Raw genomic sequence first — 17,047 nt, 5'->3', positions numbered from 1 at the left:
TGGAACCTCTAAATCGTGATCATTTTAAATTTTTCAAGAGCCGGCATAAAATAGAGATAGTATGCTAAAAGGCCTAGTGACGGGTTTACCTGCTATATGATCGGCCGGATGATTTTGGAAACGTGTGCCAGCGTTGATGATGCTATTCAGCTGCTGAAGGAGCTTCCGCATCGCGGGTCGTTCAGTTATGTTGTACTTGACCGGAATGAAAAAACATATGTGATTGAAGCCTCGCCAAGAGGGGTTTTGGTGCGGCAATCCCATGTCTGTACGAATCATTTTGAGCTGCTGCAGCATGAAAACCGCCACCATTTAGATGATTCCAGAAGGCGCATGCAAACCATCGATCGAGAATCACATAAACATCTCAGTGCTCAAGACGCATTCCGGCTGTTGAATGACAAAAACAGAGGTGTCTTTTCCGGTCTTTATAAAAGCTGGGCCGGGACGATTCATACATCAGCCTATTTTCCGAAAGACCTGAAAGCATGGTTTGCCCTCGGCGGCGATCAGGAGCCTATTGAGTTTAACTTTGCTGGATGGCTGAAGGGTGAAGACATCGCGGCTGAACCCATTCACGGTGAGCTCGACACCAAGATGGGCATAGCAAATATGGATTAATCCATAAGTGAATCTAACTTTAAAAGGGGCAGGCTATTCATAAATTTTTTTGAATGCCTGCCCTTTTTTCGTATTTGGATTTGATTACAATTAAAAGAAGGAGATTCCTGGCGATGGGCAAGAATCAATAATTTTTTATAGCATCAGAAAGTACAAATTATGGATGAACTTATCGGGAAAATTTAATAAGACCTCAGTGCATCCAGAAATAGCTGCCAAAACCTGTCCTGATCGAGCCAGGTGGCAAACCGGGCATTCAGTGTTTTGCCTGTTGCGCCCTTAAAGTCGACAACAGTCATGCCATAGGTGAACTCACCCTTTGTTTCGATATCCGCTCTGACTTGTCTCAGTTCAAAGATGGAGGGATCAATCAGATAGGCAATCGGACACGGATCATGCAATGCTGCACCGGCAAAATTTCCTTTATAAGCATTGGAGTAAAACGTGATCATGTCAGCTACAGTTGTGGCAGCCAGGTTATCAATCACTGTCAGCTCCTCTAACTTATCGGATGAAGCCAAAGCCTGATGTGTGACGTCAAGCCCGAAGATTGTAATGGGTGCCCCGCTTTCGAATACGATGCGGGCTGCTTCGGCATCTGCATAAATATTAAATTCAGCTACCGATGTCCTGTTGCCATAAGTACCGCCACCCATCAGCGTAATTTCGTTTATTTTCGAAACAATAAGCGGCTCCTTCCGTATGGCCATTGCAATGTTTGTGAGCGGTCCAATCGGTACAAGCGTTATGTCGCCATCAGAGGCCATCAGCTTGTCAATCAGAATGTCGACTGCATGAGTATCAACCGTTCTCTTGACCGGTTTTTCTGGTAATCCGGTTCCGTCAAGACCACTTTTACCGTGTACATGAGCTGCTTCCAGCGGTTCGCGAATCAGCGGCCGGTCAGCTCCCATCGCCACTGGCACATCACGCAGTCCAACCAGATCACAAATTTTCAGTGCATTCCTCGTGTTTTTTTCAACGCCGACATTGCCAGCGACCGTTGTAATCGCCTCAATCTGCAAATGGCTTACACCGGATGCGGCCAGTATAATGGCCATTGCATCATCATGTCCGGGGTCACAATCAATGATGATTTTCTTTTCCATTTGATTCACCTCTTATCTCATTAACAGTTCATGACATGGGACGTTAGAAAAACTCAGCTCTAACCCCCTGTCTTATGACGGGCACCGAAGTTTTTCTTATAAAGTCATCCATCATTTATACTTCTTAACGTTACAATACGAAAAACACCAAAAGCACCTTAGCCTTTGATGTCTTCCCACCCTGCATACAATGGCATGAATTCCAAAGAACGGATTTATGACAGAGTTTTTAGGGCTTCTTCTACTGCTGTGTCACCGGAAACAAGATCAAACCCGCGTTTAAATGTATTTTCTTCAGTCAGTGAAGCCACTACCACTTTTGCAACATCTTCCCGCGACACTGATCCACGTTCTTCAAGGTTTTCGGCTATCTTTACCTTACCGGTGCCGACTTCGTTCAACAGTCCGCCCGGTCGTACAATCGTGTAATTCAGATTACTTGTCTCAAGCATTCTGTCAGCATAGTGTTTCGCTGCGTAATAATGTCTGATTTTTTCACTCCAGTTTGCACGGTTATTGGCTTGCAGGGCACTGACGATCACAAAGCGTTCTGCACCTGCTTCCTCAGCAGCTTCGGCCGTTTTGATTGCGCCATCCAAATCAACGAGCAATGTTTTATCAGGACCTGTGCTACCGCCTGAACCGGCCGTGAAAATAACCGCTTCACAGCCTTTTGCCGCTTTGACGATTGAATTCTTGCTGCCTTCAAGGTTTGCGATGACAGCATCAACACCTTTTTTCTTCAGTTCTTCTGCCTGTTCTTCTTTCCGAACCAATGCACGTACTGTATGTTCATCACTGTTTTGCAGCTGTTTCACAAGTTGTTTACCGATTTGGCCGTTTGCGCCTACTACCAAAACTTTCATGCATTCCACTCCCTGCACTTAGAATATACTATTATTATTCCAAAAACACGGCATCATCGCAACTATGCCGTTTTAACGTTTTTAGCCAAGAAGCTCCCACTTCAAGCGTAGCTAAGTGGCGAGTAGTTCACAGGACTGACATCCAAGTCAAAAATAAAGCGCCCCTTTGCATATAGCATTTATCAATCTGCACGAGGTTCGCTTTTGAAACCGGCTTTCCGGTGCGATCCGTCACAAAACGGTTTGTTATTCGAATGGCCGCAGCGACAAATGGAGAAAGACCTTTTTGTTTCGAAAACATTTCCTTCTGCATCCACCAGTTCAATCTCGCCTTTCACCAAATACGGCCCATTGTCGTTCACTTTAATTTTTGCCTTTTCACTCATAAATTATTTCCCCTTTCACAGCTTTCTTTCATAGTATATTCCACATAAGAACCGTAAAACCCTTTTTATAGAAGTCATTTAAATTAAAAAGACCAAACCGGCTTTGCGATCTGGCCTTAAACAGCTTAACTTTTTCCCTGTTTCTTCTCTATTTCCAGTAATTATTTGCCGCTGCAACTGTCTGAAAATGAATGGCAACAACCTGTGAAGCCATTGTCAGGCTGTCCGCATCCTCTGCATACTCCTGTCGCAGTCTGTCCCGGACCTCAGCATCAGGTTGGGTGTAGCCAACCCCTTTTCTGGCCAGCTTCAACGCCAGTTCAAAACCTTCCTGAGGTGTATCCGTCTGCAAACTCGTTAACCAAGCTGCCATGATTCTCCCCCCCTTCCTCTCCATTTCAATATAGAATATTCTGATGAATATATCAATTAAGAGGGGTCACAGATCAAAGCACATCGTCAGATGAACTATTCGGTCTGCATATGGTAGTGCCCTTTAAAAAATTCCCCTTCCTTATTTTCAAACGGGTACAACTTCTGTTCTTTTGCCTTTTCAGCATGCTGGGTCATGATTTCATCAAATAATTTTTCAGCATCCTTATCACTGCCATCGATACCCAGAGCCTTGGCTGTCTTAAAAGTCTTCTGTTCATGAATGGCTTTTTGCAGCTGCTTGAAGTTCTTGCCCTTTGTATCGATGCCCAATGTCTCGGCTTCGTTTTTGATGGCTGCTTTCACTACCGCGGACTTCAAATCCTCCAATTTTTTTCCTTCTTTATCAACGCCCATTTCTTCCGCCTTTTGCTTTAGAATTGCTTCAAAAACTTCCTCAGCAAGCATCTGGGGGTCTTTGCCTTTCTGTTTAATGCCCATTTCTTCAGCTTTTTCCTTCACTTCTGCATGGTGGACTTCTTTGGCAATTTCCTTAATGTTCTCGTCGTCTGTCTCAATGCCTTTTTCCTTAGCACTTTGTTTTATTTTTGCCTCAGCTATCTCTTTAGCTAGCTGTTCATTATCTTTTCCGTGTGTATCAATGCCAAAGTCCTTTGCCTCAAGCATCAAAAATATTTTGTGGTAGGTATCTGTATTGTCCTCCATCTCCGCCTGCTGTTCATGCAAATTTTCGGCAAACCCTTTGTAAAAAGCAGATACGGTCGGCACGCTCGCAAAAAGCATCAGCGCTGCGGCCATAAGGGTAATCAAGCTTTTCATGACAGATTCATCCTTTCATTACTGATTTTTTGCGACAGGATTTAGTATCTCCCAAAGACAAAAATCCATGAAAAATCAGCAACGACTTTTTAACCATTTGGCGAATATCAAAAGATCGGGGAAATACCTGTCTGCTCCAGTGGCTGATGCATCCCTGGCACCGAGCAGAATCGTTTTTGTCCCTGCTTGTTTTCCCGCTTCGATGTCCGGCTTTCTGTCACCGGCCATATAACTAGCGGTTAAGTTAATCTTATGTTTTTTGGCAAGATCGATAATCATTTTAGGTTTTGGTTTGCGGCAGGGACAATCTGCATGGGGCTTGTGTGGGCAGTAAGCAATATCATCAATGACTGCTCCAAACTCGGCCAGATCTGCTTTCATTTTCTCATGTATGGATCGCAGCACATCCTCCTTCATGTAACCGAGTCCGATGCCACCCTGATTGGTTACGATAAACACCCCAAATCCCATGTCATTGAACAATTTTATCGCTTCCTCTACACCATCCAGCAAATATAAATCGCTAGGGTTGTTGACGAATGTCACCCTGTTACTGAGCACTTCGTTAATCACCCCATCACGGTCAAGAAACATCCCTTTGTTCATATCGTCACCTCTTATTAAAAAAGCAGTGTGACTTCACATCACACCGCTCTTGCCTGAAAATCAATCGTCTTTTTTGCTGACATACTCATTCAATTGCCTGCCGTGCACACTGCTGTTTTTATATTGGCTCTTGCGTCCGTTTCGCCGCTCACCATGGTTTTTATTTTCCTTAAATTGATTATTCTTGTTCGGCATGTTCTGTGCACCCCTTTCAAACACTAGCTTTTGAATCAGAGGCTTTGTTTATACAGTGTGACCTAAGAGCCTTGGACAAAAGTAGTTTTGATAAGGAAAAATCCGAACTAGTTAGAGTATATAACCCGCTACGGAAATATACTTCGTGCACCTTAGGGCGGCTGGTAAGCCTCCTCGTGCTGACGCACTGTGGGGTCTCACCTATGCCTATCTTCCCGCAGCGTATATTTCCTCCGCTAAAACGGAGCATCGTTCGTCTTTAGTATAGAATACCTTAATTCTGTCCAAGGCTCCTAGTTAAACCAGCCTTTTTCTTTAACCTTTGATATGGCCTCAATCCGATTTGTCACTTCCAATTTATCAAGGATCGTCGAAACATAATTACGAACAGTACCGTTTGTCAAATAGAGTTCATTCGCAATTTCTTTTGTGTTTTTGCCATAAGCAATGAGTTTAATCACCTGTTCTTCTCTTTCTGTCAATGGATTTTCGTTATCATATATCATATCAATCAGCTCAGGTGCATAAATACGTCTTCCACCCATAATCGTCCGGATTGAGTTTGCCAATTCTTCGCTCGGACTGTCTTTTAATAAATAACCGCTTACCCCGGCTTTTTTTGCCCGTTCAAAATAGCCTGTCCGCGCGAATGTTGTTAATACAATCACTTTACATGGATGATCCCTTAAAGCTTCCGCAGCATCAAGACCGCTTACCCTGGGCATTTCAATATCCATGATGCAAATATCAGGCTCATGTTGTTCAACCATCGCAAGGGCTTCTTCACCATTCCTGGCTTTACCTGCGACCTCCATATCGTCTTCCAGGTCGAGCAAAGATCCTAATGCACCAAGCAGCATACTTTGATCCTCAGCAATGACAATCCTTATCATGAAAAGCCCTCCTGTTCAGTTCGATGCGTGCTTGGCACCCGAATTCTAAGCGTCGTACCGTTCTCCGATACAACAGCTAAACTGCCATTCACGAATTCAAGCCGCTCTTTCATTCCCTGAATCCCATTCTCTGAATAAAAAGCTTTATTATTCATCATGCCAATCCCATTATCCTGTACTTGAACACGTACTCCTTCTGCTGTTTGTCCAATCGTAACATGGCAGGAATCAGCCTGACTGTGCTTGACGACATTTGTAACAGCCTCCTTTAAACACATGCTTAAAACATTTTCCGCCAACAGCGACAGGTTTTTGAGCTTTGGGTTCCCTTTCAGATAAAACTTAATCTGGGCGGCTTTAAGAACTTCCTGTACACGATTTATTTCTTCTGTTAGTCTGGTACCTTTCATATCGGAAACCATCTCACGGACTTCTTTTAATGCTGTCCGTGCTGTTTGGTTAATATCATCGATTTCACGTTGGGCTTTATCCATTTTCACACCCACTAATTTGCCTGCCAAATCGCTTTTTAATCCAATAAGGGATAACTTTTGACCCAGTGTATCGTGCAAATCACGAGCAATGCGCTGGCGTTCTTCCAGGACCGCCATTTGGGAAAGCTTCTGATTGGCATCCCTCAACTCATTTTCCAGCTTTTCCCGTTTATTACGATGATAGAGGGTCACGGGGAGCAGAATCACTCCAATAACACTGAATGTTATAAAAGGAAGCTGTGTAAAGAATATGTCACTTTGAGTAAAAAAACCAATTGTTACGGCAGCTATGGTTGTCACCAGGTTAATAACATAGAGCGTTATAAATCGTACTTTGTGATGTAAATTCCCAATGTAGAACGCCAAAAACAAGGCGAAGTATACATAGCCCAGAAATATTGTCATTACAATGCTAATGACCATTTCAATACTGACCGATAAATATACCGTCCATCCTTCTGAAAGGAAAGATACTCTATATGCAGTAAAAAACAGAAATATCATTAAAATACCGAAAACAATTTCCCAAGCTCCGGATGTCCGAAATATAAAATAAAAAGGAAGAATACAAAATATAATCCACGCGTAAATGCTAAGTCCCGTATTTTTCGGAATGATATGATACCAGTTCTGCACCTTATTCCCTCCTTTCACCTTTATTAATTATAACAAAAAACAGGACCCTCCAATACAATCATAGAGGGTCTTTCGATAATCAATTTAATTTTCCTGTAAACGTGTGTTTAGCCGTTTTCTTTTGCGCAGTAGTCCTTTAACATCCTTAAAACTCACAAATGACTTGCTTGCTTCATCATACAGCCGAAAGCGGATTGATTTTAGACTGGTAGCTAACGTTATGGTTGTTGCTTTTTTTAGAGGTGGTGTGGATTCGTGAGCTTTTTCCAAATGATAATTCGGAACTCTTGGGCTCAAATGATGCACATGATGATAACCGATGCTGCCTGTCATCCATTGCATAATTTTCGGCAGTTTGTAATAGGAACTGCCATCCACGGCGGCTTTTACAAAATCCCATTCATCCTCATTTTCAAAGTAAGAATCCTCGAACTGATGCTGGACATAAAACAGCCAGATACCCAGGGAACCTGCTATAAAGACAATGGGCATTTGAATAATGAGAAAAGCCTGCCAGCCTATTGCCCATATCAACAAACCATAGATAGCCGCAACGGAGGCATTTATGACGTATGTGTTTATCCGTTCTTTCCGTTTAGCCCTTTTTCGGTTAAATCGATTCGACAGGAGAAAAAGATAGAATGGACCTAACCCGAACATGACAATCGGGTTTCGATAAAGGCGGTATACTAGTCTTCTCCAAAAGGAAGCATCAGCATATTCCTCAACCGTCATCACCCACACATCTCCGGTGCCGCGTTTGTCCAGATTACTGCTGGTTGCGTGATGAATCGCGTGACTTCGCTTCCATTTTTCAAAAGCAAACAGGGTCAAGACTCCCGTAATCGTACCCACAACCCGATTCTCCTTGGGATTTTTGAAAAAGGATCCGTGCGCACAGTCGTGAAAAATAATAAAGATGCGAACGACAAATCCTGCCGTCACAACTGCAAGTGCAAGGGTTAACCAAATCGAAACAGACAAACTTTGATATGCAAGAAACCAGATCAGTAGAAATGGCAAAATTGTATTAATAAGCTGCAGGATACTCGCTTTTTTATCCGGATTAGCGAAGGCTGCAACACGTTTTTTTAAGTTGGTTTGTTTTTGATTACTCATAACTTCCTCCCAGATAAAGATGTGGATTGTTAATCATCCTTATCCCCATAGTAGACAAAAAAATCAAGCAGCAGAAGTCATAAACGTCAAGTTATGAGTATGACAAATGTCATGCACTTATATAACATGAACTCTAACTTCAGAACGAGTTTTTATACTATAAAGTAAAATAGGAAATGGATAGGCTGATCCGCCTTGAATATCGTCCAATCAAAAATTTCCGTAATTGCATTTTCCTGTAACTTTTGTTAAAGATAAGCACGTGGACGAATTAAGGGAGGCCTAAGCTATGGAAGAATTCGATTTGCATCATATTTTTTCACTCATTCTAATATTGCTCATGATCGCTGCTGGTATTACAGCGATTGCGAAAAAGTTTGGGCGGCCCTATCCGATAGCGCTTGTCATTGTCGGCGCAGCCATCGGACTTGTTAATATCCCTGTACTGGAAGCGCTGAAAGATTTCATAACAGAAGGAGAGATCTTTAACTTTGCCGTCGTTACACTTTTTTTGCCTGCGTTATTAGGTGAAGCCGCTCTGAAATTGCCCTTCTCGCAGCTGTCTGACAATAAAAAACCAATTCTTCTCTTAGCTTTCGCCGGCACATTTCTGTCATTTATTATCATTGGTTTTTCGTCGCTGTGGCTTTTACAGTTATCTGTTCCGGCAGCATTTGTATTTGCCGCTGTCATGAGTGCTACAGATCCGGTCAGTGTACTATCCATATTTAAAAATATTGGCGTTCACAAACGGCTTTCCACCATTATTGAAGGGGAAAGTTTATTTAATGACGGATTGGCAGTTGTATTGTTCAACATTTCCGCTTTTTCCCTGCTGACCTATGCCGGGCTTGGGATAGAGGGAGCAGGACTGGGGGCATGGGAGTTTATTAAAGTTGTGGCGTTGGGACTTATTACAGGCGGCGCTTGCGGGTATATCATTTCACGGATCACACGATACTTTGATGATTACCCGCTGGAGATTATTTTCAGTATTATTTTGTTTTACGGTGCTTATTTGCTGGCAGAGCAACTGGATGCATCGGGCGTTATTGCGGTTGTTGTCTCGGCACTTATCCTGGGGAATTATGGATCAAAAATCGGGATGAGCCCGACAACTAAGCTAAATATTAGCAACTTTTGGGATGTGGCTACATTACTGGCAAATTCACTCGTCTTTCTAATGGTCGGACTGGAAATCACCCGGATTGATGTTGCCGGCAGATGGGGGTTAATCGTTATGGCCATTCTGATTATTCTTATCGCCAGAAGTGCGGCTGTTTATATGAGTACACTATTTGCAGGAAACTTACCCGTTGCGTGGAAGCATATCCTAAACTGGGGAGGCCTGAAGGGATCATTGTCGATTGCCCTTGTATTAAGCCTGCCAAGGAACTTTGCGGGACGTGAAGACATTCTGATTTTAACATTTAGTGTCGTGCTGTTTTCCCTTGTATGCCAGGGGCTTACGATTAAGCCATTTCTCAAGTGGCTTGGGGTCATTAAACAGGAAGACGGTTATAGAGAATATGAGTCACTCCTGGCACAGGCTTATCGCCATGAAAATGCCATCCAGGAAGTGAACAGAGTGAAACAGGATTTGCACATCACAGACACGGTCACACATGACATTCTGGCTGATTATCAGCAGAATCTTGAAGAAATCCAAGAACAAATCGAACAGCTTTTTCAGGAGCATCCGGAACTGAAAGCGAAACAGCAGAACACCTTAAGAAAACACTCATTGTATGCACAGCACGCGGCTGTCGAACGGTTGGTGAAGGAAGATATCATATCCGGAGATGTTGCTGATGACGTAATCGAGGATATTATGAATCAGCTTTCCGAGCTGGAAAGTGAGTATTAGTTCGTGGTTAATGTGTGATAATTCATTTATAGACCGCCAGCATAAAGATACCAAATGCAATCGATACTACTTTTGACAGATGGCGATGCCGAGTGGAAAATGGCGGGTGTCATCAAGATTAGCAGGTTCAATTAACGGGCCTTTTTGAAAATAGAACACAGTCGATGAATAATCCGGAAATAAATCCATAAACTCAGCAACTGTCAGTTGATGAACATGAAATGGCGACCCGCATGGCTTTCCGCGTCCTTTTCCGAATGGTGTCGACAGGATAAGGGTCCCGCCGGGTTTCAACAGCTTATGGATATTGGCCAAAAATTGCTCCTCATCGGCAATGTGCTCAATCGTTTCAAAGCTGACAATGCAATCAAATTGTCCGAGTTCGTGAGGCAACATTGGATCGGTGACATCCCCTACCATAAACGTCGAACGAGGATGATGATAGGCTCCCCGGGCATATTTGACTGTGTCCGGATCACGATCGACGGCGACCGCCTCATCCACAGTGTCTCTACCCTTTTTCACCAAAAGATGGGTGCCATATCCCACACCGCTGGCAATGTCAAGGACTCGGCCATAAACATAGTCAACTGCAAAAAAATACCTTGCTAAATGTTCAATTAACATTTCATCCGTTACCTTCAAATATTCGGGAATGACCCGCTCTCCTGTATCTTTTAACATCTGAATTCACCGCTTGACTCGTTATTTTGTCTTCAATCTGGCTTTTTGCGGGCGTCTGGCAGAAATGGCACAAATCAGCCCTGCAGCCGGGAGTGCCAGCGACACCAATAACACCGGCGTATAGTTATGAAATATATCAAAACCAGCACCAAACGGCAGTGGCCCCAATGATGACCCGAGTACGACCATTGTCATGCCGACCCCATTTATACTTCCGATATATTTCCTGCCGAAGTAATCCGGCCAGATGACATTCATACCTATACGTTCCAAACCATTAGCAATTCCCCATACAATCCCAAATAAAACCGCCATTAGAAAACTGTTCGTGACCAGAAGCATCAGCAGGAATATGATTTCAATTACAAACACTGATGCCAGCAAATAGTTCGTTTGAATTCTTTCCGTAATAAAACCTGAAATCAACGACATCGGCATGCCGGCAAATGCCATTAAACTTAATACCATTGCCGCTATACCGGGTGACAGGTCGTTTGTACCGAAGATCGAAATAATGTGAAACGTGATTCCGGTGTTGATCATCGCCGGAATTCCAACACTGATCAGGATCCCCCAAAAAGCCCAGGTTCGCATCGCTTCTTTCAATGTCCAGTCTTCTTCAGCCTCCGGAAGTGCTGCGTCCGCTGCCGTCTCTGCCGCTCCATCCGCCCATGTTTTCATTCCATCCGGCTCTAGGCCCATCTGTTCAGGTCGGTTGCGAACACCAAACAGCGCAAACGGAACAAAAATGATTAAGAGCATAACACCCCAGAAACGCCAGGCAGTTTGCCAGTCCCAGGTCTGAATGAGCCAAGCATTGATAACCGGAAACAACATCGCACTGATAAAACTTCCCATGGTCATAAAACTGAACGCACGACCCCTTTTTTCAACAAACCATTGGGCAACAAGAGTATTCGGGATAAGTGACATCGTTCCTTGACCCAATAGTCGCACCAGGAAAAAGCCGATAGCCAGCATAAACATGTTCGTCACCATACTGTTAAAAAAGCAAGCAAGTGCAAACACCGTTCCAACCGTAACCATCATGAAGCGTTGCCCGTACTTGTCAATAAACCGGCCGACAAACATCATGGTCAATCCGGCAATCAGGGTAGCCGTAGAATATAAACTGGAAACCTCTGTCCGTGACCAGCCGAAATCATGGATGTACTGATCGATAAACATCGAATTCGAATACGTCTGGCCGGGACCTGAAAAGAAAACACCCAAACCGCCTATGAAGACAATGAACCAACCATAATAAAATGTCTGAAAAAAACCTGACTTCCCTCTCAAGCTGTATCCCCCTGCACAAACCGTTCATTTTATAGTCTAACGTAAATTCTACCCCAAATCACTACCTGATACAATCGGAAAAAATGGATATTTAAGCTTCGTATATTTCGTCTGTCCGAACAAAAAATATGAATGAGAACGATCAGAAAGGAGAATCCATATGAAAAAAGTTATATCAGTCTCGTTTCTTGGTCTGCTTATCCTCGTTCTGGCAGGATGTAATAATGAGGAAAATGCCAACAGATCCCATACAGAAACCGATAACAAACAACTTCCTATCTCATCGATACGAACCGATATGTCCAGTGACGAGTCGGGGCCAGGCACACAGCACATCGGTTTTGAGGATGACAACGACCATAATCTTGATCTGGGTAAAAGCAACCGGAATCGTAATGACAATTTAAAAGGCAATGAGCCAAACGACGAACTGTTTGACAAAGACGCCCGTGACTCCGACAGAAATCCGGAAAAAGAGCTGCAGCATCGTCATCTTCAGGAACAGGACCAGCAGCAGCCAAGAAATCAAACACAGCCAAAGCAAGGTATCAATGAGTTTGCTTCAAAGGTGATATCCCTTACAAACCGGAAAAGAAGCCAGGAGGGTCTGCCCACCTTAAAAGTGAGCAAATCCTTGAGTGGTGTTGCCCGGGAAAAATCAGAAGACATGCAAGAAAAAAATTACTTTTCACATACAAGTCCGACATACGGGTCACCGTTTAACATGATGCGTCAATTTAATGTTACGTTTGAGACAGCCGGCGAAAACATCGCCCGAGGCCAGCAGTCACCTGAACAGGTGGTTGATTCCTGGATGAACAGTAAGGAACATCGGAAAAACATTCTGGATGAATCATTCACGCATATTGGTGTTGGCTATACAAGCGATGGCGAATACTGGACTCAAATGTTCATTGAAAAATAACACTTGAAAGCCATGTCCACGGGAGCATGGCTTTTTACATTTCAGACGTTAAACAATAATTTTGACAGCACGGTTTAAACAAGATAATGTCTAAACATAAAACCAATTAATTTTATCGGAATAAGACTCAAATAAATAATAAGGGAGGGGGTTTTTGATGAAAAGGCTTTGGAGAGGTTATATCGAAGCATCCTTAATGGTTAAAATTACGATTGCACTGGCTCTTGGAGTTCTTGCCGGACTAATTTTCGGTGAAGATATAGCTGTTCTGGCACCGTTTGGGGATTTGCTGCTGCGGCTTTTGCAATTCCTGATCGTTCCGCTGATATTATTCACACTTATTGTCGGCGTTAATCAGGCTAAACTGGGAGACCTAGGTCGCATGGGCGGAAAGGTATTCATTTATTACATCGTATCGTCTGCATTTGCCATAGCTGTTGGTATAACGGTGGCCAGTATTTTTAATCCGGGCACAGGCATGACACTTAATACAAGTGAAGAATTTGAGGTTCCTGAAGACCCGGGAACCATCAGTGTTTTGCTAAGTATTGTCCCGGACAATATTATAGCAGCATTCAGCGAACCGAACCTGCTCGGCATTATTTTCACAGCCCTTGCGTTCGGGATTGCCATATCAGTGCTCCGGTCATCCGAAGCAAACAAAGAACTTGGTGAGACTGTCTATAACGTCGTGAACGGCTTGAATGAAGCGACGCTAACTATTATGAAGGCGGTCATTCAGTATGTACCCATCGGTATTTTTGCCATTATCGCGGAAGTGGTCGGTAATCAAGGAGCCGATACGCTCGTGGAATTAGGCAGTATGGTTGGCGTCCTTTACATTGCGCTGATTGTTCAAGTTATGTTTTACATCTTGTTCATGGCTATTTTCAAAGTGAATGTAAAAGAATTTTTCAGGCACGGACGTACCCCGATGATTACGGCATTTGTGACACAGAGCAGTTCCGGTACGCTTCCACTGACGCTCAATGCAGCACACGGGCTAAACCTGCAAAAAAGCCTTTACGGATTCAGTCTGCCGCTTGGTGCAACCGCTAATATGGATGGTGCCGCCATTCGCATTGCCGTATCAGCTGTATTTGCCGCTAATGTTATTGGTGATCCATTGAGCTTTACCGAGATATTACAAGTTGTCTTGATTGGTACACTGGCATCGGTAGGAACAGCAGGAGTTCCCGGTGCGGGCATCATCATGATTGCTACCGTATTCGCTCAGCTCGGCCTGCCAATGCAGGCTGTTGGTTTACTGACGGCCATTGACGTGCTGGTCGGCATGGGCTGTACATCATTAAATGTGACCGGCGACCTTGCCGGAACTTGTGTCATTAATAAAACGGAAAAGACACGAAAAACAGAACAGGTGAGTTAGCACCTATAAAAAATTGCCTTCAGCATGGAAGGCAATTTTTTATTCATCAATAAACACCGTCAAAACTTTGGCGCCATCGTTATCAACTGGAATAAACAAATGTGGTTTTACTCCTTTGAAATAGCCGGTATCCCCTTTCTCCATATAATGGTTTTGCCCATCATAATACAGTTCGATCGATCCTTTGACAATATAAATGAATTCATCTTGTGAGTGCGTGTACGGCTCGTGCCGCTGATTAAAGTCCTTCGGTGTCACATGGACAATTGTTGGTTCGATCCGTGAAAAACGTGATCGATTGGCAAGCAGTTCAAACGAATAACCCATATTTTCATCATCCGCGCTGATTGTTCGCTCCATTTTCGGAAGCATAACAAGATCGGTCTCCGGATGTCCATCCAGTACCCAGGAGAGCGGCACATCCAATGCTTCAGAGAGTTTCGAGAGTGTTGCAACAGCAGATGAGGTCTGGCCATTTTCGATCTTTGATAGCAAGCTTTTGGAGATACCGCATTGATCTGCTATTTGCTGCTGAGTATGTTTATTTTTTAGTCGAGCCTGTTTTAGTTTTTGACCAATATTTTGGAGATCTATGATAAATCGCTCCTTTCGCCTTGTCCTATAGAATCATCTTTATCATAGGATAGACGAATTCCTCCAATATGACAACAGAGATCTACTTCATTCTGATGCTCTGACACCTCAGGAGGTCCTTTTTTCTGACGACGTTTTTCCCTTCTTCTGATATCAGTCCTTTTGGTAGATAACACGAATTAAAACCAAAAGAGAACCTCATCCCGTTAGAATATCACAAAGGGTGAGGCTTATCTTCTTCATTATTCTGTTTTTAGCTCTGACTTGCTACATACGCCAGAGATTTGCTCGGCAGCGACTTGCCGAGTTTGCTTTGAATATATAGCGCTGCCTCTTGAAGTTTGTTTTCATCTATTCCCGTCTTAATGCCCAGACCGTTCAACAGATATAGCACATCATTTGTCGCTACATTACCTGCCGCACCGGGAGCAAACGGACAGCCGCCAAGTCCGCCGATTGAGCTGTCAAACCGGGCTATGCCATGCTCCATCGAGCGCATGATATTGGCAATTGCCATGCCGCGTGTGTCATGAAAATGCATGATAAGTTTTTCGCCGGGGAAGTTTTTCAACATCTTCCCTAGCAACTGATCCACTTGTGCCGGAACCGCCGTGCCAATTGTATCGCCAAGGGATAGATCGTCCACACCCGCATCAAGCAGCCGGTCACAAACCCGCAGTACCTGCTCCGGATTAACTTTGCCTTCATACGGGCAGTCAAACACTGTCGAAACATAACCCGTCACATGTTTGCCCGCCTCTTTGGCCTCATGAATCACTTCTTCGAGTACCGGATACGTTTCATCTATTGATTTGTTGATATTTTTCTGGTTGTGCGTCTCACTTGATGACATGAACACTGAAGCGCCGTCTATACCAGCATCAAGTGCAAGTTCGAGTCCTTTCATATTTGGAATCAATGCCGAGTAACGGACATTCGGATATCGCTTAATACGTCTTCCCACTTCATGCGCATCAGCCAGTGCCGGTACCCACTTCGGATGAACGAACGATGAATATTCGATCTCTGTTAAACCCGATTCGGACAGTGTATTAATCCAGTGGACCTTATCAGATGTTGATAACCACTGTTTTTCATTTTGGAGACCGTCGCGCGGCCCGACTTCTTTTATTTGCACAAATTCCGACCAACGTCCCATTATAAACCCTCCCTTGGGTTATTGTAGGATCAAAGAAACGGCAAATGAATTCGCTTTCATAATCTGGTTAAAATTATTTTGTGCTTATTAATCCAGTTCTCTTATTGATATGTTATTCAATTTAGTTTCTTTCCGTTCAACTTTGTTGAATAAAGTATATAAAAAAATTCCCAAATTGTCAAATTTGGGAGAGTTTAATTGTGCATTTTTCTGAGATCATTGATTCAGCGCATCAGCTCAACGAAATGAGCCAGGATACGTGCCGTCAGCCCCCATATGACCTTTCCGCCGTAAATATAAAAATACTCATCAATGTGACTGGTGCGCCAGTTATAATTTTCGCCTCCGGGAACAAGGTCAAACGGAAATGTCTTATCCGGTTTAACCTGTAAATTCACATGGTATATTTCTGGATCCCTTTCCAGGAAAAAAGAAAGCGGTACTGTAAATATTTCCTCCACCTCTGACAAGTTAGGATTAAACTGCTCATCAGTGTTGATTAGCCCGGCATGCGTATAGACAATCATCCCAAATGGTGTGACCAGATAATCGAGGGGGGAGACATCCGATATCTTCGTTTCACTAATACCGAGCTCTTCAGTTGTTTCCCTGATAGCAGCAGACTGTGGGTCTTTATCCTGAGGATCAATCCGTCCACCCGGAAAGCAAATTTCACCTGGCTGGCGTCTCATTGTTTCCGAACGAACTTCAAAAAGCACATGCAGCTCGTCCGTCTTTTGTATGAGAGGTAACAGAACAGCTGATTTCATAAACTGTTTATGTCCTAATACTGCTGGTGTATGATCTTTAATTTTGTTTGTGATACTTTCTAAATCCATCCAATCACCTCGAGCATTGCTTAATTATACTATAGCAGACCAGATGTCTTTGGGTAACCAAAATGCTCCACTCCTGACATACTATTCCCGGTTGGCGTAAATCATTCATTTATAGTAATGTAAATGTATCTCTATCGGCATGTAGTTGGTAAC

18 protein-coding genes and 1 pseudogene are annotated in these 17,047 nt (G+C 43.5%); 4 read left to right on the top strand and 15 right to left on the bottom strand.

Going from position 1 to position 17,047, the window contains the following annotated elements; translation table 11 throughout:
- Positions 1–78: 78 nt before the first annotated feature.
- A pseudogene (locus IEW67_RS00140) lies at positions 79–621 on the top strand (C45 family autoproteolytic acyltransferase/hydrolase); the annotation flags it as partial.
- Positions 622–803: 182 nt separating this feature from the next.
- Here the strand turns inward: IEW67_RS00140 and IEW67_RS00135 are convergent.
- The 10 genes from IEW67_RS00135 to desA form a co-directional block, all read right to left on the bottom strand.
- Positions 804–1,730, bottom strand: a complete 927-nt coding sequence (locus IEW67_RS00135; protein ID WP_188631026.1) for a nucleoside hydrolase — start codon at positions 1,728–1,730, stop codon at positions 804–806.
- Positions 1,731–1,945: 215 nt separating this feature from the next.
- On the bottom strand, positions 1,946–2,596 hold the full coding sequence (locus IEW67_RS00130) for an SDR family oxidoreductase (protein ID WP_188631025.1): 651 nt from the start codon (positions 2,594–2,596) through the stop codon (positions 1,946–1,948).
- 182 nt (positions 2,597–2,778) lie between these two features.
- Positions 2,779–2,982, bottom strand: coding sequence for a CDGSH iron-sulfur domain-containing protein (locus tag IEW67_RS00125; RefSeq protein ID WP_188631024.1), 204 nt, complete (start codon positions 2,980–2,982; stop codon positions 2,779–2,781).
- 148 nt (positions 2,983–3,130) lie between these two features.
- Positions 3,131–3,355, bottom strand: a complete 225-nt coding sequence (locus tag IEW67_RS00120) for a hexameric tyrosine-coordinated heme protein (RefSeq protein WP_188631023.1) — start codon at positions 3,353–3,355, stop codon at positions 3,131–3,133.
- A gap of 95 nt (positions 3,356–3,450) precedes the next feature.
- Positions 3,451–4,194, bottom strand: coding sequence for a hypothetical protein (locus tag IEW67_RS00115; protein ID WP_188631022.1), 744 nt, complete (start codon positions 4,192–4,194; stop codon positions 3,451–3,453).
- A gap of 75 nt (positions 4,195–4,269) precedes the next feature.
- Positions 4,270–4,800 (bottom strand): D-glycero-alpha-D-manno-heptose-1,7-bisphosphate 7-phosphatase, encoded by a 531-nt coding sequence (locus tag IEW67_RS00110; RefSeq protein WP_188631021.1) that lies wholly within the window; start codon positions 4,798–4,800, stop codon positions 4,270–4,272.
- Positions 4,801–4,860: 60 nt separating this feature from the next.
- Entirely contained in the window at positions 4,861–4,995 is a 135-nt protein-coding gene (locus tag IEW67_RS18300; protein ID WP_268238633.1) for a hypothetical protein, read from the bottom strand.
- Between the two features lie 293 nt (positions 4,996–5,288).
- Positions 5,289–5,888 (bottom strand): response regulator transcription factor, encoded by a 600-nt coding sequence (locus IEW67_RS00105; protein WP_188631020.1) that lies wholly within the window; start codon positions 5,886–5,888, stop codon positions 5,289–5,291.
- The gene (locus IEW67_RS00100; protein WP_188631019.1) at positions 5,885–7,018 is read right to left on the bottom strand and encodes a sensor histidine kinase; all 1,134 of its coding nucleotides are present in this window, start codon (positions 7,016–7,018) and stop codon (positions 5,885–5,887) included. The genes IEW67_RS00105 and IEW67_RS00100 overlap by 4 nt, the downstream gene beginning before the upstream one ends.
- An 84-nt stretch (positions 7,019–7,102) precedes the next feature.
- Complete coding sequence (gene desA / locus IEW67_RS00095; protein ID WP_188631018.1) at positions 7,103–8,137, bottom strand: Delta(5) desaturase DesA; 1,035 nt, start codon at positions 8,135–8,137, stop codon at positions 7,103–7,105.
- Positions 8,138–8,426: 289 nt separating this feature from the next.
- Here desA and IEW67_RS00090 point away from each other — a divergent pair, with 289 nt between their 5' ends.
- Positions 8,427–10,004, top strand: a complete 1,578-nt coding sequence (locus tag IEW67_RS00090) for a cation:proton antiporter (RefSeq protein WP_188631017.1) — start codon at positions 8,427–8,429, stop codon at positions 10,002–10,004.
- A 66-nt stretch (positions 10,005–10,070) separates the two neighbouring features.
- On the opposite strand, the gene IEW67_RS00085 is transcribed toward IEW67_RS00090, so the two are convergent.
- Both IEW67_RS00085 and IEW67_RS00080 read right to left on the bottom strand, forming a co-directional pair.
- Positions 10,071–10,688, bottom strand: coding sequence for a class I SAM-dependent methyltransferase (locus IEW67_RS00085; protein ID WP_188631016.1), 618 nt, complete (start codon positions 10,686–10,688; stop codon positions 10,071–10,073).
- Between the two features lie 21 nt (positions 10,689–10,709).
- Positions 10,710–11,987 carry an MFS transporter gene (locus tag IEW67_RS00080; RefSeq protein ID WP_188631015.1) on the bottom strand — a complete coding sequence of 426 codons (1,278 nt, stop codon included), beginning with the start codon at positions 11,985–11,987 and terminating at the stop codon, positions 10,710–10,712.
- Positions 11,988–12,147: 160 nt separating this feature from the next.
- Between IEW67_RS00080 and IEW67_RS00075 the strand changes: the two genes are divergently transcribed.
- A complete protein-coding gene (locus IEW67_RS00075) occupies positions 12,148–12,912 on the top strand; it encodes a CAP domain-containing protein (protein ID WP_229671624.1) in 765 nt (254 codons plus the stop codon).
- Between the two features lie 157 nt (positions 12,913–13,069).
- Positions 13,070–14,302 (top strand): dicarboxylate/amino acid:cation symporter, encoded by a 1,233-nt coding sequence (locus IEW67_RS00070; RefSeq protein WP_188631014.1) that lies wholly within the window; start codon positions 13,070–13,072, stop codon positions 14,300–14,302.
- Positions 14,303–14,341: 39 nt separating this feature from the next.
- On the opposite strand, the gene IEW67_RS00065 is transcribed toward IEW67_RS00070, so the two are convergent.
- From IEW67_RS00065 to IEW67_RS00055, 3 genes are all read right to left on the bottom strand, one after another.
- Complete coding sequence (locus tag IEW67_RS00065; protein ID WP_268238635.1) at positions 14,342–14,881, bottom strand: helix-turn-helix domain-containing protein; 540 nt, start codon at positions 14,879–14,881, stop codon at positions 14,342–14,344.
- A 268-nt stretch (positions 14,882–15,149) separates the two neighbouring features.
- Positions 15,150–16,055 carry a hydroxymethylglutaryl-CoA lyase gene (locus IEW67_RS00060; RefSeq protein ID WP_188631013.1) on the bottom strand — a complete coding sequence of 302 codons (906 nt, stop codon included), beginning with the start codon at positions 16,053–16,055 and terminating at the stop codon, positions 15,150–15,152.
- A 224-nt stretch (positions 16,056–16,279) separates the two neighbouring features.
- A complete protein-coding gene (locus tag IEW67_RS00055) occupies positions 16,280–16,894 on the bottom strand; it encodes an NUDIX hydrolase (protein WP_188631012.1) in 615 nt (204 codons plus the stop codon).
- Positions 16,895–17,047: the final 153 nt, after the last annotated feature.

This window comes from Lentibacillus kapialis (assembly GCF_014646635.1).
GTDB lineage: Bacteria > Bacillota > Bacilli > Bacillales > Amphibacillaceae > Lentibacillus > Lentibacillus kapialis.
Note: the sequence above shows the minus strand (reverse complement) of the source record. Positions and strands in the feature narration are given on the sequence as shown.

Excerpts from the sequence above, each read along its gene's own strand:
- IEW67_RS00120 (WP_188631023.1), bottom strand. The coding sequence starts at position 3,355 with ATGGCAGCTTGGTTAACGAGTTTGCAGACGGATACACCTCAGGAAGGT.
- IEW67_RS18300 (WP_268238633.1), bottom strand. The coding sequence starts at position 4,995 with ATGCCGAACAAGAATAATCAATTTAAGGAAAATAAAAACCATGGTGAG.
- IEW67_RS00070 (WP_188631014.1), top strand. The coding sequence starts at position 13,070 with ATGAAAAGGCTTTGGAGAGGTTATATCGAAGCATCCTTAATGGTTAAA.
- IEW67_RS00075 (WP_229671624.1), top strand. The coding sequence starts at position 12,148 with ATGAAAAAAGTTATATCAGTCTCGTTTCTTGGTCTGCTTATCCTCGTT.
- IEW67_RS00110 (WP_188631021.1), bottom strand. The coding sequence starts at position 4,800 with ATGAACAAAGGGATGTTTCTTGACCGTGATGGGGTGATTAACGAAGTG.
- IEW67_RS00125 (WP_188631024.1), bottom strand. The coding sequence starts at position 2,982 with ATGAGTGAAAAGGCAAAAATTAAAGTGAACGACAATGGGCCGTATTTG.
- desA (WP_188631018.1), bottom strand. The coding sequence starts at position 8,137 with ATGAGTAATCAAAAACAAACCAACTTAAAAAAACGTGTTGCAGCCTTC.
- IEW67_RS00090 (WP_188631017.1), top strand. The coding sequence starts at position 8,427 with ATGGAAGAATTCGATTTGCATCATATTTTTTCACTCATTCTAATATTG.
- IEW67_RS00135 (WP_188631026.1), bottom strand. The coding sequence starts at position 1,730 with ATGGAAAAGAAAATCATCATTGATTGTGACCCCGGACATGATGATGCA.
- IEW67_RS00055 (WP_188631012.1), bottom strand. The coding sequence starts at position 16,894 with ATGGATTTAGAAAGTATCACAAACAAAATTAAAGATCATACACCAGCA.
- IEW67_RS00130 (WP_188631025.1), bottom strand. The coding sequence starts at position 2,596 with ATGAAAGTTTTGGTAGTAGGCGCAAACGGCCAAATCGGTAAACAACTT.
- IEW67_RS00085 (WP_188631016.1), bottom strand. The coding sequence starts at position 10,688 with ATGTTAAAAGATACAGGAGAGCGGGTCATTCCCGAATATTTGAAGGTA.
- IEW67_RS00115 (WP_188631022.1), bottom strand. The coding sequence starts at position 4,194 with ATGAAAAGCTTGATTACCCTTATGGCCGCAGCGCTGATGCTTTTTGCG.
- IEW67_RS00105 (WP_188631020.1), bottom strand. The coding sequence starts at position 5,888 with ATGATAAGGATTGTCATTGCTGAGGATCAAAGTATGCTGCTTGGTGCA.
- IEW67_RS00060 (WP_188631013.1), bottom strand. The coding sequence starts at position 16,055 with ATGGGACGTTGGTCGGAATTTGTGCAAATAAAAGAAGTCGGGCCGCGC.